Source organism: Niabella pedocola, from assembly GCF_021044425.1.
GTDB lineage: Bacteria > Bacteroidota > Bacteroidia > Chitinophagales > Chitinophagaceae > Niabella > Niabella pedocola.
Window position 1 is genome coordinate 1,268,866 of sequence record NZ_JAJNEC010000005.1, and the last position, 16,586, is coordinate 1,285,451.

Consider the following 16,586-nt stretch of genomic DNA (forward strand, 5'->3'; position numbering starts at 1 on the left):
TTTTTCGTCCGGCTTTTTATTTGCCCGGCAACACCGTCATCCCCTCAGTTCAGGACATTCGTACCCGGAACCAGTTTCCTTGAAACGCCTTTATGCTCAAATACCCCGTACAAATTGGGCGGAAGCGTAATGCTGCCGGTTAACCGGCCATTTCGCTGCTCAAAGAAAACGCGGATCTCCCCGTTTGTATGCGGCATGGCCGCTTTTACCCATTTTAATGTTCCCAGGTGGGGCGCTATGTGCACTTTGCGGAACCCGGGCGCCGCCGGTGTAATGCCACAAACCGTTGCCAGCAAATCATAATTCGGACTGGCACTCCATGCATGGCAATCGGACCGGGAAGGTTCCGGTTGCTCGGCAAACGTAGTCAGCCCGTTTTTCAACATGGTTTTCCAGATATCAAGGCTGCTGGTATAACGATCTGCCAGGCCTGCTTTTTTCATCGCCCGGAACAGGTAAAACCGGTAATAGACCGTAGCCGGGGTCAATGACGTATCGGAATTCAGCTTTTCAAATACCCGCTGTTGCTGGTCCCGGCTGATAGCCTCTGAAAGAATGCCCATAATCGACGCGTGCTGACTGTAACGGCTATGTGTCCGGTCATCCGCCATCAGTCCCCGTTGCTGGTCAAAGCACTGTTTCATTGCCGCTTCCCCAATCGATTGTTGCAGCTTTTTATATTTTGCGGCCAACGCTGTTTCATTAAACACCTCCAGGAGCGCCGCCGCGTCAGCAAGCGCATACGCCAGTTGCAGGCTCAGGATAGAAGAGCCGCCCGCGATGGCCGCGGGAGGTGTGCCACCCAGTGGTTTCCGGTCATCCCATGGCCATTTAACCGGCCAGTCTACAAAATTCCAGTGCGGCAAAGGCCCCAGCAAACCCGTTTGCGGATCTATTTTATGCTCAAACCAATTTAGTATACTTTTTAATATCGGGAGATATGATGCCACAAACGCTTTATCATCCCGGTACATCCAGTAATCATGCAGCATATTGATCCAGTAAAGCGAGAAGGGAGGAATTACCTGGTTATACCGCGCCGGGTAGCGGCTCAGCAAAATGCCCTCAGGGGTTACAGAAGAAGCAATGTCTGTGATCGCTTTCCGCATCAGGCGGTCATCGCCGCTTACATATAAGGAGATCAGTCCCTGTATACGCGTGTCGCCCGTATACTGCAGCTGCTCGTAATAAGGACAATCGTAATAGGTTTCACCCGCACAAAGCCTCGCCGTGCGCCAGCCCGCTTTCCATATCTCCTGCAGCGCAGGATCGTTACAGGAAAAGCGTCCCTTCTCTTTAAACGGATACCCGGTAAATTCCCGGTCAAAGGAATGCAGGAGCAGTTCCTGCGTTGTTGTTTCGATATCCAGCTGAATATACCGGAACGTACGGAACCAAAGCGGGCTGTACACCCGCCGGCTTCCACCCTCCGGATAAAACACATCTACAAACCCGTTGATGTGTTTGCCGTCTATTTCATTCCGGTTTCCTTTATTCCTCGCATCCAGGTACATGGCTTCTGAATAGGTAACGGCTATTTTAGACCGCGCGCCCTTGCTTACCGTTAATGCCGGGTATGCATTAGTCAAATATTCCTGGTCCAGCAGTATCGAAACCTTTGAATGCGGCGGAATCTTCAGCGCTTCCTTGCCAGGTATAAAATCACCCTTTACATCGATGCCCTCACTCCGGCGTATTTTCATGGGCCCTTCCAGATGTGCTTCCATTAAGGGAATGCTGCGGGGTGTTAAGGCCCGCAGGTACTGGGTTCCGGTTCCGGCCGGTTGTCCTCGCTCTTTTACCTCCGCATTTTTCCATTGCGCATCATCAAAGTCTGCAGTATTCCAATTCCAGGGATGCGTCTCACCCTGAATGATATCGCCCGGGCCCACATCCTGCAGGTATACCAGGGACGGGCTAAACGACCGGTCTGTAGATACTTTCCACGTACCATCGGTATTGGCAACGGCCTCCTGTTCCGATTCACCCTGTACAATAAAACCGGTGTACATGGAAATTTGTGCACCCGGGGACCACTCTCCGTAATTCCATACGGTAGCGGCAATGAGGTTTTGTCCCTTTTTCAGGAACTGTGCAATATCAATGGTTTCATAATGCCAGTTGTACAAACTGCCCCTGGCAGGCCCCCGGCAAACACGCGTGCCGTTTACAAAAAACTCGTAGCGGGGATCTGCCGACAGGTTTATAACAAAGGTTTCAGGTACTGCGGATATGCTGAATGCTTTCCGGAAACGATGAATGCCATAGTCGTATTTTGAACCGGCGTCCTGCGAAACCGTGATCCAGTGCGCATTCCATTGATGCTGCCGCCATTGTTCTGAGGCTTTACAGGCAATATCCTGTTGCCCCTGCAATCTGCTGCAGCAAATAAGAAAAAGCATCAAAAGCGTCCATCTGCTCATCTCCGTTCTGTTTTACGTTTATAAAGTATCATCGGTTAACAGTTTCCAGTTGTCGGTCCTGAAGGGCGATGCCGGCAAACCGGCACTGTTCTCCAGGTTGGCCTCCGATGAATAATTTGCCCAACCATACCGCACGGCCACCGGAACCGGTACCTTATCCGAAGATACCATTACGGTTTTCCCGTCATTTGAAATAACGGCAGCCGCCGGATAAAAGACCTGGTCGTTGCCCGCAATGGTAAATCCCCCTAACGGCTTTCCGGCAGCCGTTGTTAGCCCTTCAGCTGTTTCCCTGAACCGGATGCTGGCGCCGCCGTTTTTAAACAATGCCTGCGTGAACAAAGGACCGCGGCTGACGATCTTTCTAAACCCATAAGCATCGTGTAATGCCAGGTTCGCCAGCCGTAATCCGATTTCGTTTTTCCGGTACGGATGGATATCCAGCGAATCGCCCAGGTGAAAGGCCACAGCCATGCCGGTATGTTCTTTTTTATCCAATATTCTTCTTTGAATATCTCTTAGCTGCGGCCATGCCGACGCGATTTCGGAGCCGGACTGTTTGCCATCATAGCCGGCCAGCTGTACATAAAAAAAATGCAGCTCCGGGTTCTTCCATTTTTTTCTCCATGTATCAATCAGTAAGGGAAACAGGTGCTCATATTGCCGTGCTTTTTGTGTGTTGGACTCGCCCTGGTACCAAAGTACCCCTTTAATGGAATAAGGCACCAGCGGAGCAATCATACCATTGTATAAATTACCGGGGGTATGACTTTGCCCGGCTACATCCCAGCTCCAGGGAAAACGGGTTTCTACGGGCAGTCCTTTTTCAAGATGAACCAGGGACGCCTGGTATCGCTGCAGGATCGGCGCAGTAACCGGATCCTTTGCCAGTTCTTCCCTGGGGAACCAGCTTTCAACGGCCGTTCCCCCCCAATAAGCACAAATGATCCCAACGGGCATCTTTAATGTTTTCCTCAGGTTGATTCCAAAACTGCTGACGATTGCCGACCAACCCATAACATTCGCGGAATCGGCCAGGATCCATTCCCCTCCGGACGAAAAAACCGGATCCCCGGACGGCCATTGTGCTTGTTTAAATACACGTAATCTGCGATCCTGGTTTTGTTGAGTAATGGTTTTAGATACATCGCTTTGCCAGGTACGCATTTCCATATTGGATTGTCCGGAAGCCAGCCAAACCTCACCCACCGCAATATCCCGGATCCGGATCTTCTCTTTTTTAGAATGCACTTCCATATCCAGGCTGTCATTTACTGGCAATGCGGGAAGCCCGATCGTCCATTTACCATCCTTACCGGTACGGGTCTTCAGCCGCTTTCCTGCAATGCGTATCTCTACTTCGCTTCCGGGTGCCGCCCTGCCCCAAACCGGGTTTACCCGCGCATGCTGCAACACCATGCCGTCGGAAAACAGGGCGGGCAATACCAGCTCCCGGTGCTTTTGTTCCGGGTTCTGAAGGGTGCACTGAAAATTTGAAAAAACAATATCCGGCCGGGTAGTATATAAGCCTACCTGGCCTAAACCAAAGGCAGGCATATCGTTGGACACGCCTTGCTTCAGCAGGATCGTTCCGGTTTTCTTTTCACGGATGATGATCTTCCAGGGCCTCCAGTCTTCCAGGTCTACCGCCGGTGCTTTTACAATGGAGACCGTATATACCTGGTCTTTATACAGCTTTACCGGTAAAATAACTTCCTGCCACATTCTGAAATACCCGTATTTCCGGTGCAGCAGTTGAAGCACACAACGGGTTGTATCCGGAGCGATCCGCAATAACTGATAGTCATCCCCATCTTCGACATTCAACATCATCCCAAAGTCTCCTTCAGCAGGCCGGCCTTCAAAGCGAAAATCCACCGACAGTGATTCCCAGGCCATTTCCTTTGCAGAACCCGTGTAAAGCAGCGTAAATAAACGCTCCTTACCCGCAACCGGATATACCTGGTTTGCGGAGCTATTCCAGGACCCGGATAATTGTTTCCATCCGGTTTGTGCTTTTACTGAACGATTTAAACCGAAAAAAAAGAGTGATAACACGCTTACCAGAACAGCAATCCTCATTACTAAATTTTTAAATGTTTTTATCAGCCGGCCGGATCAGCAGGCCGTATTGATTTTTATCCACTACCTTAAGACTCAGGCCGCGTACTTCCAGCGCTACATCAAAGGTTCCAGGGCATTCCCACCCAAAATTCATCCCCTCCAGTACCAGGTCTGAAAGGGCCGAATTCAGGAATGCGCCCTTTGCCCTCATAGCAGCTACCGCCTGCAATACGGAAGGCAACAGATCTGTTTGCGTTTGGTGCCACCGGTGATCATTGAAGCTTGTTTTTTTGCCCCAGATACGCGTTTGCGGTATGTTATAAATATACATATGCGTATCCTTGTCAAAGCCGATTTCCTCTTTGGAATTCATCTCCGGATAACGGTAATCAAATGATTGAATACCCAGCCATATCGCATAATTGTAATCTTCCGATTGTGGGTTCTTATTCTTTAAAATAAAATACATCGGGGTTTGAGCCGTATGGATGTCCGGGTTATACTCCTGCTTTTTCATTTTTTGTTTGCAGGCTACAATTTTTATCGCTGCAGAAAAATACAGATGATTCACATCTCCGATATTGGGCGGATCCCGAAAATCCTGTTGTATCAAAAAGCCCGTAAAAGCACCGCCTGCTTCCCGGGGCCTTGTATATTCCCTACTGGTAAAAACGCCGATATGTAGGGTACCATCCGTATAGCGCAGGATGCGTTTTGCTGCGTTCCGGTATTCCACACTGTTATCTGCATTCTTTTTGGGCCCTGCCCCTTCCAGGGAGTGTTTACTCGCCCACTGGCAGAACTCCCATACCGGTTTTTTATCCTTTTCCTCAAAATAGTAATACCCCTTATGCGCCTTATCAAAACTACCCGCGGCCATTACTTCTTCCGGCGTTAATGGAGAAAGTGAAAAGCCCTGCCTGAACCGGGCATCCCTGATCAGTTCTTTTCCCGGAGCCGGTTTACCCTGTTCTCCGGCAACGGCCAATACCGTGCCGGTATGACTACCAGCAACCTGCTTACCCGATCCGGTTAGGCATGGATATAAAGCGATACATGCCACTAAAAAATGTCCTGCTTTTGGCATTCTATATATGTTTCTTATTTACAGTAAAAAATCATTATTGCCGAATATAAATGTCTGCAACCTTACGATCATTACACCTGTTTTGCTCCCCGTTTGCATCTTTTATCAATCGAATGCACCAACCGGAGGCGGCGGGCTTTCATAAAAGCAGTGCCAGCCCTTTTGATGTTTCTTAAACATGCCATCGGTATCCTGCACTTCTACAACAGATGCGTTAACAACCTCTTGTTATTATACGCTGATCCCTGTTTTTCCAAGGGTCTGCCTTCGCCTTTTACAGTATCCGTAATGACCTGATCTCGGGGGCGGGAAATATATGGACTCAGCAATCATCCAGTCGCTTTTATGCAACCAGTATACCCCCTGTTATCAGAAGGCAACAAGATCCAGGTTTTTTGTTTGCATAGTGCCTATATTTAAACCCGTACATTCAAATCCCATTGTAAAAAGAGACAGCTTGTAATCGTTATAGTTTTGAGATTCCAGAAGATACCCCCGGCTCCAGGCTTCGGTCAATGCCTGCTTAATATAGGGTAACAAATCCCCGTGAATGTGCTTCCATTGCCCCTGTACCAGTCCGGTAGCTGTAAACGGAGCAATGCCGATATCATAAATCAGCCGCCCGCTGAAAATATCTTCGTTAATGGAAAGATCCGGTAAAGGATATCGATCGTCAAATAACATCACCAGAAAATACATGGACTTTCCATAACCAGGATTTCCCGCTCGTAAGTTCTGAATGAGAAAGCTACAGCTGTACTGTAAGGCATGGATGGATGGATCATACCCCGATTTTTGATTACGCGTATGATATTGCAACAGGGCATCTATATTAAAAACCATACTATCCAGGCCACCCAGGAAAGGAGTGGAAGTGCCCAACCAGCCGTCAGGATCAGCAATGCGCTGATCTGCCAGCAGGTGCGGGAACGGCTGGGATGCAGTACGGTAATTATTTCCAAACTCACTCTGTCCATTAATTGCAAAGACAAGATCTTTATCTGCTGAAGATGCAGGCCCAATCGTAATCGCTTTGTTGGCGTTGGCAAAATGGTAAGACCCTGAGCCGAGCGCAACCGGCGCTGCACCATAGATGCTTGCATTACTGTACCATTGCGCCAGGTTCCATTTGGATGCCGTAACCCCGCCGGGGTATTGTAGCGTGCCCTGTAGTGCACCCGAGCCCGGATGCAGTACATTAAACCCCTGCTGAAATATTCTATCGGTAAGCAATTCGATACCAGCCGCTGTTGTCTGGCCGCTTTTGCCGGTATGCGCAATCATCTTCTGTCCACCATCATTTGCCAGATCGGAAGAACGTTCCCGCGAGCATGCAGTGATCAGCAACATAAGTGCAAAAACCGGGAATAACCTTTTTTTGTTTTTCTGTTTCATAGCTGTTTTTTTTGTTTCTGATCATTGAACACAGATCCCTGATGTCATTCTTTAATGGCCGCTCCCTTCTTTTAAGGGCTGGTATTTCAGATCGAACCCCTTAAACTCAAATCCGACATCGAAGGTGCCCGGTACTTCCCAGCCAATATTCATACCGCCGATACGGATATCATCCAGGGTAGCACCTTTAAGATATCCCCGTTCCTTTGCAAGGTTTACGGCTTTTACCATCAGCGGCTTCAGGTCCTTTTCTACCTTTACCCAATTACCATCGTGAAAACTGCCCTGCATATAATCCGTGGTGCCCAGGCTGTATATAAACATCCCGGTAGCATCTCCTTTTCCGATATCCTGTGCGGCATATACCTGCAGCTGCCGGTGCCGGTAGTCGTAAAAAGGCACACCAAACCATACCAGTTCTCCATAGCTGGGCGATTGCGGGTTCAGATTCTGCAACGTGATGAACAGCTGGAACTGGGCCGTATGCAGATCCGGATTAAAGCTGCCGGAAGGCATGCCTGAAACTGCGCTTACCAGGCGTCCTTCAAAATTCAGGATCAGTTTATCTGTATATTTCAGGAAGGGCTTTACCGCAAATGCCTGTTCCAGCAACAGGTGGGGCCAGGCTTCCCCGCTTTTCCGGGGACGGTCATATTCCGTAGCAGCCTTAACATCCATCCGGATTTTTGTTGTATTGCCATCGCGTACAAGAGACAGCAGCTTACCCTGGTTCTCATACCGTTTTTCCCCGTTATGATCGCTCATTTCATTTTGATGCAATAAATATTTACTGGCCCACTCGGCCAGTTCCCAGGCAGGCTTGGTGCCTTTCCTGCCAAAAGGATACAACGATTCCCCGGCGGAAGGCACGCCGCTTACATCCCCCTTTAAATAAAGTCCGGTTTCAAATTGCGGGTCTGCAAATAATGATACCAGCCCCTCTTTACTTTCTGTTCCGGGGTCCGTAACGGTTGTTGTTTTTCTGCCACAGGCCGTCAACAGGATGCATGCCATTAATAAAAGAAACGATTTCATCTGCAATATTTTTTGTTACCTCCCGGATATACTCCGCTCGGATGGGTTTTTAATAATCAGCCGGAGCTGTCATATCAACCATTCAAACACAATGGAACGTTATGATTGCTTTGCAAGGCTTCTGCGGCAGATTCTTTTTAACATTTATTGTAGTTCCAGTGAAAAATCATCAAAATAGATATTGACAGGATTGGCCAACCCGAAATAATAAAAACCGGGAACACCGCCTGTGTAGGGATTGGGATCTTCCACCGTACGTTCGAGCATGACCCCATTCGTATCGGGATCCGAAAGTTTGACCGTGATTTTACCGGCAGTTGAAGAGGAGATATCTACCCGGTACTTTTTGTTATCAACAAATCCTTCAAAATTATCATTGATCATGATCGCGGCCCAGTCGCCCAATCCATTGCCGCCGGTTTTCAACAGCTGAACCATTTTACCCGCTGTTCTCAACAGATAAAATCGTTTATTATCCGGCTGCGCATGAAAGATCACCCCGCCAAAGGAACCGCCACCAGACACCGTAACCGATGCCGAAAACTTAAAGAAGTGATCACTTCCCGCTTTCATATCTGCTTCGGGCGCACGATACAACATATAGGTTTCCACGCCCCCGGCATGCGTGGCCAGCTGGTTATTCTCCAGCGAAAATCTTCCGGTTACAATTTCCCAGACGCTGCCAAGAGGGTTAGGCATAACGGTATTATCTACCAGCGCTACATTGGCCCGGTTAAAATCATCCTGGAATTTTTTGATCTGGACCAGGTTTAGATTTTTCCGGTTGGAGATCTTACCATTGCTTCTTACCGTTACACCGGCAGATTTTACCGTAAGCGCCGGAACCACCACGGTGATTGCTGTATCGCTCACCGATTGGGCTGTTACCACCGTTTGGTTAAACCGGACAATATTCTTTTCAGGATCCGTAGAAAAATGTAAGCCTTTGATGGTGAGGAGATCCCCGGGGCCTGCATTTTCGGGTGCAAACGTTAAGATACGCGGGATCGGCGCATTGTTCACCGGCAATTTGTTATCGTCCTTTTTGCAGGAACCGGCTGTACCGGTTAAAACGACCAGTAATACGGCAATTATTTTATTTTTAGTCAACATAGATTTCGTTTCAAAAGTGATTAATAAGCAATGACTCCGTTCATGAAACCGGACGACCATCCAATATGCGATCTGTTTACCATCCGGGGTTCTGTTCCCAAAGGGGCATCAGCGTTAACTCACTTGTCGGGATCGGGATGATGAGGTAATTATCCGCCCAGCTTTTCCTTCTTCCTGCAACAACACGCTTTCCTGTAAACTGTCCCTCTCCTGTCTTTGTCCATTCAATACCGGTTGTCAGCTTATCGGTCTGCCCCAGGATCTTCCAGCGGCGCACATCCCATATCCGCTGTTCTTCAAACGACATTTCAACCCGGCGCTCCCTGCGGATCCGCTCCCGCATCGCTTCCTTGTTTAACCCGGCCGGAAGCTGCGGCATCTTTGCCCTTGCCCTTACCGCATTTACCGCATCGTAAACGTCGCTGGTAGGACCGGCGGCTTCGTTGGCGGCTTCAGCATAGTTCAGGTATATTTCACCCAGGCGGTATTTTTTAAACAGGGCCGTACCTGTATTGGGATCCAGCTGTTTCGGATTCCGGAACTTACGCAGGTAATAACCATTGTGTGTCCGTTGCATCAGGTTTGAAATACCATCGGCACCACCAACGTAGGATTGAATGCGATAGGGCTTGCCATTCACATCACCATACAACGCATCGTTATACCAAACGGTGGCGTAAAAACGGGGATCCCGGTTCAGATACGGATGCTTTTCATCATAACCGGAAGCAGTGTTAATGACAGGTTGCAGGTGATCGTCATCCTGGTAACCCAGTATCGGGATCTGACCATCGGCCATTTCGTAAGCATCCACCAGTTCCTGCGAAGGGCTGCATCCGGCTTTATCGCCGCCCAATGTAGGGATGGCATGCATCCGGAACATCAGGTGGCTGAACTCAGGGGTACCACCGAAGGTCTTTACCTCGTAAATGGTTTCTTTGTCCCCCGGGCTGGGACTCAGGTCAGAGCGGCCATAAAAAAATGCTTCGTATTCCGGGTATAGCTGGTATCCTGCATCTGTAAGCGCCTGCAGCGATTGTTTTATGTCAGCAGCGGCAAGGGTCCAGCGGCCGGCATCGCCTTCCGGGTTCCACAAAGGGCTTGCGCCGAACAGGAGTGCTTGTGAGCGAACCGCATGCGCCACGGCTTTGGTAAACCGTCCCCGTTCCGGCTCGGTTGTGATGCGCCAGGGAAAATTGCTTTCCGCAATGGCCTGATCGCAGTTTTGTTTTATAAAATCAACACATTCCTTAAACGATTGCCGGGGCAGTGTTTCAAATTTAAAATCTACGGTAAAGGGTTTATCCACTACGGGCATGCCGCCATACATCTTAATGAGCTCCAGATAAAAGAACGCCCGCAGGGTTTTTACTTCCGCAATCAGCCTTGCTTTAACCGTGGGATTTGTAAACACTGTTTTATCAATATTCGCCAGGAAAACATTTGACTGCCGGATGCCCTTCCATCCATTGCGATAATAAAACCCGTTGGTGGTAGGATCGTATGCCCCAACAGAGGCAGGAATATCCATCGGGTTCCAGTTGGGCCGCAGCTCGCCGTTGTACCACCGGGATGGAGCGCGCCCCATATCCTGCGGAAAGTCGTTGTCGTGGGCCTCGTCCGAGTAACCAGCCAGCATGGTCCAGTAATTATATGCCGTACCGTAATGTTGCATGTTGGCGTAGATCGTATTTACGTATTCTGATGCCATCATTTCATCTGTAAATACCTGGTCGATGGTGATCCGGCCATCCGGCATAAGATCCAACGGGTCTTTCCTGCAAGCGCCGATCAGCACCGTGGCTATCAGCAATATATTAAGCGTTATTCTTTTCATTTCGTTTTTGTAAGAGATTATCAAAATGTAACATTCACACCGGTGTTAAATATCCGGTACACCGGATAACTAAGGGAGTTATCCACTTCCGGATCAAAATCCTTTGTCCGCATTTTATCCCAGGTGATCAGGTTAAAGCCATTTGCGTAAATACGCACTTCCTTGCTGCCTATTTTGCGTGCCCAGTTTTCCGGTAACCGGTAGCCGATCTCGGCGTTCTTGAGCCGTACAAAGCTGCGGTTCTCAATAAAGAACGCATTGTAATCCCGCTCACTCGAACTCCCTCCGGTGGACAGTCGCGGGTACAGGATCTTTTCGCCGCTGGCGGCCCTTTCAGGAGTCCATGCATACAGGTGTCGTTCCCTGTAATCGGTAAGCGCCATGGTTCCGTAACCGGAAAGCGGCTGCGATACATTCAGGTTGCCCTGGAATAAAAAGGACAGATCAAAATTCCTGTAGGTGATGCTGAAAGCCGCACCCAGTGTATATTCCGGGATGGCCGAATAGCCCATGGGAATCATGTCCCGCTCGTCGATGGTCTTATCACCATTAGTGTCTGTATATTTGAAATCACCCGGTCTTACGGTATACCCTACATAATTGAATCCCTCGGTTGCGATTTCGTCATAGCTGTTGTAATACCCTCCCTGCAGCGGATATCCAAATACCTGTCCCAGGCGGAAACCGGTTTGCCGGTACCGGTAAGCATAATCTGCCGGCAGCTGCAGCTCATCTGAAAACAGCACTTTGTTCCGCGCAAAATTGAAGTTGATTTTTGATAAAAAGGACCAATCCCGGGTCAAGGTCTTTTTATAATTCAGTTCGATCTCGTAGCCCTTGTTCTCCACAATTCCCATGTTCACCGGTGCCATACGCCCGGGCTCGATTCCATAGACGATCGGGATGGTTTGCCGGCTGATCAGAATATTATCCCTCCGTTCATTAAAGAGATCCACCATCAGGTTGAGGTCGTTATTCAAAAAGCCCAGTTCAAGACCCAGGTTGGCCTTCGTTGCCACTTCCCATTGAATATTGGGATTGCCAAGGTAGTTTTCAGCGATCAGGCCTCCGCGCCCCAGCGAACTGCTAAAACCGCCACCACCGGCCCGCTGTATATCATCCAGGTACAAAAAGCGTCTTCCCCCCAAACGGTCGCTGCCCACGTTCCCGTAGGAAGCTCTCAGTTTCAGCATTGAGATAAGATCACTGGATTTTAAAAACCGTTCGTTTGACACCACCCATCCCCCGGAAACAGTAGGAAAGAAACCATACCGCCGGCCTTTGGCAAATTGTTCAGAACCGTTGTAGCCCGCATTAAATTCCAGCAGGTATTTACTGTCATAAGCGTAGGAGGCACGGGCAGAGATACCGCGCAGGTTGTAGGGAATACGGTCATTGGGCAGCACCCTTGTTTCCTGCTGTGCCAGTAGCAGCCCGGTAAATGCATGCTTTTGTTTAAACACCCGGTTATAATCAACGGCAAACTGAAAATTAAAGAACGACTGAAAATTGGAACCGCTGCCAATGTTCAGCGGCGTATTTTCCATATCCAGCAACACCCTTGTATACTGTACACTATCCATCCCCTCATGGTTGGGCGTATTCGGGTCGATGATCTGGATCCAGCGCTGATAGCCTTTGGCCGCTGTCAATCCGTAAATGGTACGGGTGTCAAAGGATGCCATAAAACGGGCGGAAAGTCCTTTTGTAATAAAGCTGAAATCCTGTTTCAATCCCCAGGAGGCGGTGATATTATTCCTTGTTTCCTGACGATACCCGCTCCGGTTGATCATTGCCCAGGGCGATTCATTATAGTTTCCCGGTCCGATGAGCACTTCCCCCGTTGGTGTCAGCGGGCCCGGCAGCACTACCGGGAAGAATGCATAGGTACGGCGGAAGATCTCATTGGTATTGGCATTGGGCGAATTGACCTTTTCAAAATATCCGGCTGCGTTTAAAAAGGTACTAAGGGTACCCGCCTTGTTTAATTTTGCATCGATATTGGAACGGAAATTATATCGTTTTAAAAAACTGGAAGGATCATAATCTTTAACACCGGGATCTATCTTCCATTGCCCGCCCTGATCCAGGAAACCAACATTTACAAAATACTGGATGTATTCACTGCCGCCGGATAAATTAAGGTTATACCGTTTTTGCGCCACATAGTCGTTGAACAACATTTTTTGCCAGTTGGTATTCGGATAGGCTTCCGGGTATTCCTGGTAAAGGAACCGGTCCAGTGCATATTCAGAATAAGGAGGCTGGTTCACCGGATCGTCCGGATCAACACCCGGATTATCATTGGCCCAGGCCTCATTCTTCAGCCGTGCCCAGTCATAAGCGTTCAGCATGGAAGGCGAGCGGGTAAATCCCTGTAACCCGTATTCATAGGTTAATCCGATGGAAGGCTTGCTGCTCACCCCCCGTTTGGTGGTAACCAGTATCACGCCGTTTGCCCCGCGTACACCAAACAGGGCGGTGGAGGAAGCATCCTTTAGAATGGTTACGTTCTCTACTTCATTCGGGTCAATATAGGTCATTTCGCGTTCCACCCCATCTACCAAAATAATCGGCGACGTACCGTTGAGGGTACCGATCCCCCTCAGGAATAAAGCCGTCGCGTCCCGCCCCGGTTCACCGCTTCGCTGCAGGGCGGTCAACCCCGGCAAACGTCCGGCCAGGGTAACCGCAAGGTTGGCTGCAGGGCTTTGCTTGATTTCCTTTGTTGAAATAGATGCGATAGCGCCGGTTACCGAAATCTTTTTTTGCTTGCCATAGGCCACTACCACTACATCATCCATGGATGCCTGCTGCGGGTTCAATACGATTTCAATATTTTTCTGATCGCCGGCAATAAGCTCTTTGTCTTCGTAGCCCACATGCGAAATGACCAGCACTGTTCGCGCATTGGGTACTTCAATTGTAAACGCGCCATCGGCATCGGAAACCACACCCGTTTGCGTGCCCTTTATCGTTACACTTGCATTTTCCAGGGGTTCGCCCCGGGCGTTTATCACCCTTCCCGTGATCACTCTTCCGGCCGGCACTATTACCCGCACCGGCTCCTGCTGATTTTGAGCCACAGGTTCTTTATTCCGCTTCACCACAACGGTGTTCTTTATAATTTTATAACTCAGCGGCAGCCCTTTAAAACTTTCGCTCAGGGCTTCTGTTACTGAGGCCCTGTTTACACTGACACGGTTTACCGTAATGTCCTTTAACTGCAGATTGTCATACAAAAAATGATACCGGCTTTGCTTCTCAATGATCTGCAGCAACCGTATCACCGGGATATTTTTTTCATTGATCGTTAATTGCTGACCATAGCCATTTGCGCTTACCTGCAGCGCGGCAGCCAACAGAAAAAAAGCCGTTAATTTCATAGCAAGGACAATAGAGGAAAGACACGACGATGCCGGATGTTTCCTTTTTAGTTTAGAAATCATACTTTTGCAATTGTTAGATAATATGTAAGGGGTTTAAAATTTCAATGTCGTTTTACAGCTCCTTCCAACCGGGGAGATGGGTCCAATCACTTCCCGGTTTTTTTCGCTTTTGTTTATCGGTACATTTTATGCGTTAAAAAATCTGGTGGTCTTTTTGTTACCGCTGGATGATGATGGTGTTTCCTTTTATAATGCATTTCATGTCATCATAAAAGCTCAACATCTCCATCAGCTCGGAAAGGGTTACAGAACGGGGAATGGTACCTGTGAACTGTTTGGCGGGTATCGCACCGTTGTATTGCACATCGATATTATACCATCGCTGTACCTGCTTCATTACGGCTTCGATATCATCATTTTTAAAATAAAACATTCCATTTTTCCAGGCCAGCTCTGCATCCACATCCACATGCGGTACAACTTTAAACAATGCCCCGCCGGCCTGCAGCTGCTCGCTGGGTTTCAATACAGCCGTCTTTCCGGCATGTACAATCTTAACCGATCCCTCTGCGAGGGTTGTTTTCATAATACCCTCGTCTGGATACGCTTTTATGTTAAAGTGCGTACCCAGTACCTGAACGGTGGTGGTGCCGGTGGTAACCACAAATGGCTGTGTGGGTTTATGCGCCACTTCAAAATATACCTCACCCGCAATGGAAACATTCCGCTGATCCTGTATAAAACGCGTAGGGAAACGGATGGAAGAAGCGGCATTCAACCATACACGGGTACCATCCGGCAATGCCACCCGGTACTGGCCGCCGCGGGGCGTGGTAACCGTATTATAAACAACGGCTTCTGCCGAAGCGGGATGAGCGGCAACGGAATAGATCAGCAGTCCGTCAGCGCTTTTGCTTACCTGCATACTGCCCTGCTGCACCAGCGAGTCCTTCTTCATCTCATCCAGCACAATTGTTGAACCGTCATCCAGGGTTAAGGTGGCCTTGTTACCTCCGGGCAACACATCCGTTATCACAGGGCCTTGCTGCGCAACACCGGCATCGGGCTGTTTCCGGAACACCCACCATAAGGTAATACCGGCCATCAACAGGAATGAGGCTGCCACGCTCAGCCGCCGCCAGCTCCTGAATACCGGGCGGTGATGCATTTCATATACATCCATTCGGTGGTGAATGCGCTCCCGTACGGACTGCTGTAAGGATTCCAGTTCCTCCCTCGTCAGTTCCTGCTCTATCCCCGCCTGCTTTTCAAAAACATTATAATATTCCTCCAGGAAAAGTCGTTCCTCCTCGGAAGCTTTACCGGCAAGCACTTTTTTTGCAAGTTGTTGCAGATATCGTCGTTCTTTTTCAGACATTCATACGGCTTTACACCTATATAGTCTGTGAAAAACGAAAATCTCCCAAAAGATTTGAAAAATTATTTTATCCGGCAGCATGTAAAAGGGTAAGCACGCCCACGGAGGCCAGGTAATGTGCCAAGTGCAGGCGCAAATCGCGGAAAGCCAGCAGCAGCTGGTTCTGCACCGTTTTTTGAGAAATATTCAGGTATTCGCTGATCTGTCTTGTGGAAGCGCCTTCGTAAAAACGAAGCCGGAAGATTTCCCTTCTTTTTTCGGGAAGGCTTTCCATCCAGAGCTGCACCAGGTTGCTGATTTCCTTTTGATTGAAATGACTGTCGGCCTGTGATGCGCCGGCGATGTCTTCGAAAGGCTGTATAAAGTAATTACCCGCCTTCCCCTGCGCCAGCAGGGTGTATACTTTATTCCTTACCGCCGTGTTCAGATATGCTGCAAGGTTATCTACATTGCGGATCGCACGTTTGTTCCAGAGATCGGCAAAGATGTCCTGCAGGATATCGCTACAGGCTTCTTTGTCGCGCAAACGCTTGTATGCCTTATTGAACAAAGACAACCAATGCCGGTTATACAATTGATCAAAAGCAGTCCGGTCATGCTGTTTCACCAGCGAGAAAAGCTGTTCGTCACTGAGCATCGTCATGGGAAAGATATTCTGGATCCGGACAAATATAGAAAAAACCTTAAAGAAATAAAAGGTCAAAGCCCGGATGCCTTATTACCATGACAAGGCGGAAGGCATACTTTTAACGCGGCCACTGCTGCAAGGGCCTTAAAGGCCGACAAATCCTGAAAGACTTTTTATGGCCGGCGGACCGCGTTTCCTGACAACGATCCCTTCCGTTTATTTTCGGGCGGTGATCTT

General features: G+C 49.0%; 10 protein-coding genes. All 10 read right to left on the bottom strand.

The annotated features are described in order from the left end of the window. Positions 1–44 precede the first annotated feature (44 nt). The gene (locus LQ567_RS12920; RefSeq protein WP_231004932.1) at positions 45–2,423 is read right to left on the bottom strand and encodes an alpha-L-rhamnosidase-related protein; all 2,379 of its coding nucleotides are present in this window, start codon (positions 2,421–2,423) and stop codon (positions 45–47) included. Between the two features lie 18 nt (positions 2,424–2,441). Then, positions 2,442–4,505 carry a sialate O-acetylesterase gene (locus LQ567_RS12925; RefSeq protein WP_231004933.1) on the bottom strand — a complete coding sequence of 688 codons (2,064 nt, stop codon included), beginning with the start codon at positions 4,503–4,505 and terminating at the stop codon, positions 2,442–2,444. Between the two features lie 10 nt (positions 4,506–4,515). Beyond that, the gene (locus tag LQ567_RS12930) at positions 4,516–5,574 is read right to left on the bottom strand and encodes a hypothetical protein (protein WP_231004934.1); all 1,059 of its coding nucleotides are present in this window, start codon (positions 5,572–5,574) and stop codon (positions 4,516–4,518) included. A 369-nt stretch (positions 5,575–5,943) separates the two neighbouring features. After that, positions 5,944–6,969, bottom strand: a complete 1,026-nt coding sequence (locus LQ567_RS12935) for a hypothetical protein (RefSeq protein WP_231004935.1) — start codon at positions 6,967–6,969, stop codon at positions 5,944–5,946. A gap of 51 nt (positions 6,970–7,020) precedes the next feature. Then, entirely contained in the window at positions 7,021–8,004 is a 984-nt protein-coding gene (locus tag LQ567_RS12940) for a hypothetical protein (protein ID WP_231004936.1), read from the bottom strand. A gap of 144 nt (positions 8,005–8,148) precedes the next feature. Further along, on the bottom strand, positions 8,149–9,117 hold the full coding sequence (locus LQ567_RS12945) for an IPT/TIG domain-containing protein (RefSeq protein WP_231004937.1): 969 nt from the start codon (positions 9,115–9,117) through the stop codon (positions 8,149–8,151). 76 nt (positions 9,118–9,193) lie between these two features. Then, positions 9,194–10,954 (bottom strand): RagB/SusD family nutrient uptake outer membrane protein, encoded by a 1,761-nt coding sequence (locus tag LQ567_RS12950; protein ID WP_231004938.1) that lies wholly within the window; start codon positions 10,952–10,954, stop codon positions 9,194–9,196. Between the two features lie 20 nt (positions 10,955–10,974). After that, entirely contained in the window at positions 10,975–14,340 is a 3,366-nt protein-coding gene (locus LQ567_RS12955; RefSeq protein ID WP_231004939.1) for a TonB-dependent receptor, read from the bottom strand. A gap of 220 nt (positions 14,341–14,560) precedes the next feature. After that, entirely contained in the window at positions 14,561–15,721 is a 1,161-nt protein-coding gene (locus LQ567_RS12960; RefSeq protein ID WP_231004940.1) for a FecR family protein, read from the bottom strand. Between the two features lie 67 nt (positions 15,722–15,788). Next, the gene (locus LQ567_RS12965) at positions 15,789–16,364 is read right to left on the bottom strand and encodes an RNA polymerase sigma factor (protein WP_231004941.1); all 576 of its coding nucleotides are present in this window, start codon (positions 16,362–16,364) and stop codon (positions 15,789–15,791) included. Between the last annotated feature and the right edge of the window lie 222 nt (positions 16,365–16,586).

Excerpts from the sequence above, each read along its gene's own strand:
- LQ567_RS12920 (WP_231004932.1), bottom strand. The coding sequence starts at position 2,423 with ATGAGCAGATGGACGCTTTTGATGCTTTTTCTTATTTGCTGCAGCAGA.
- LQ567_RS12925 (WP_231004933.1), bottom strand. The coding sequence starts at position 4,505 with ATGAGGATTGCTGTTCTGGTAAGCGTGTTATCACTCTTTTTTTTCGGT.
- LQ567_RS12930 (WP_231004934.1), bottom strand. The coding sequence starts at position 5,574 with ATGCCAAAAGCAGGACATTTTTTAGTGGCATGTATCGCTTTATATCCA.
- LQ567_RS12935 (WP_231004935.1), bottom strand. The coding sequence starts at position 6,969 with ATGAAACAGAAAAACAAAAAAAGGTTATTCCCGGTTTTTGCACTTATG.
- LQ567_RS12940 (WP_231004936.1), bottom strand. The coding sequence starts at position 8,004 with ATGAAATCGTTTCTTTTATTAATGGCATGCATCCTGTTGACGGCCTGT.
- LQ567_RS12945 (WP_231004937.1), bottom strand. The coding sequence starts at position 9,117 with ATGTTGACTAAAAATAAAATAATTGCCGTATTACTGGTCGTTTTAACC.
- LQ567_RS12950 (WP_231004938.1), bottom strand. The coding sequence starts at position 10,954 with ATGAAAAGAATAACGCTTAATATATTGCTGATAGCCACGGTGCTGATC.
- LQ567_RS12955 (WP_231004939.1), bottom strand. The coding sequence starts at position 14,340 with ATGAAATTAACGGCTTTTTTTCTGTTGGCTGCCGCGCTGCAGGTAAGC.
- LQ567_RS12960 (WP_231004940.1), bottom strand. The coding sequence starts at position 15,721 with ATGTCTGAAAAAGAACGACGATATCTGCAACAACTTGCAAAAAAAGTG.
- LQ567_RS12965 (WP_231004941.1), bottom strand. The coding sequence starts at position 16,364 with ATGACGATGCTCAGTGACGAACAGCTTTTCTCGCTGGTGAAACAGCAT.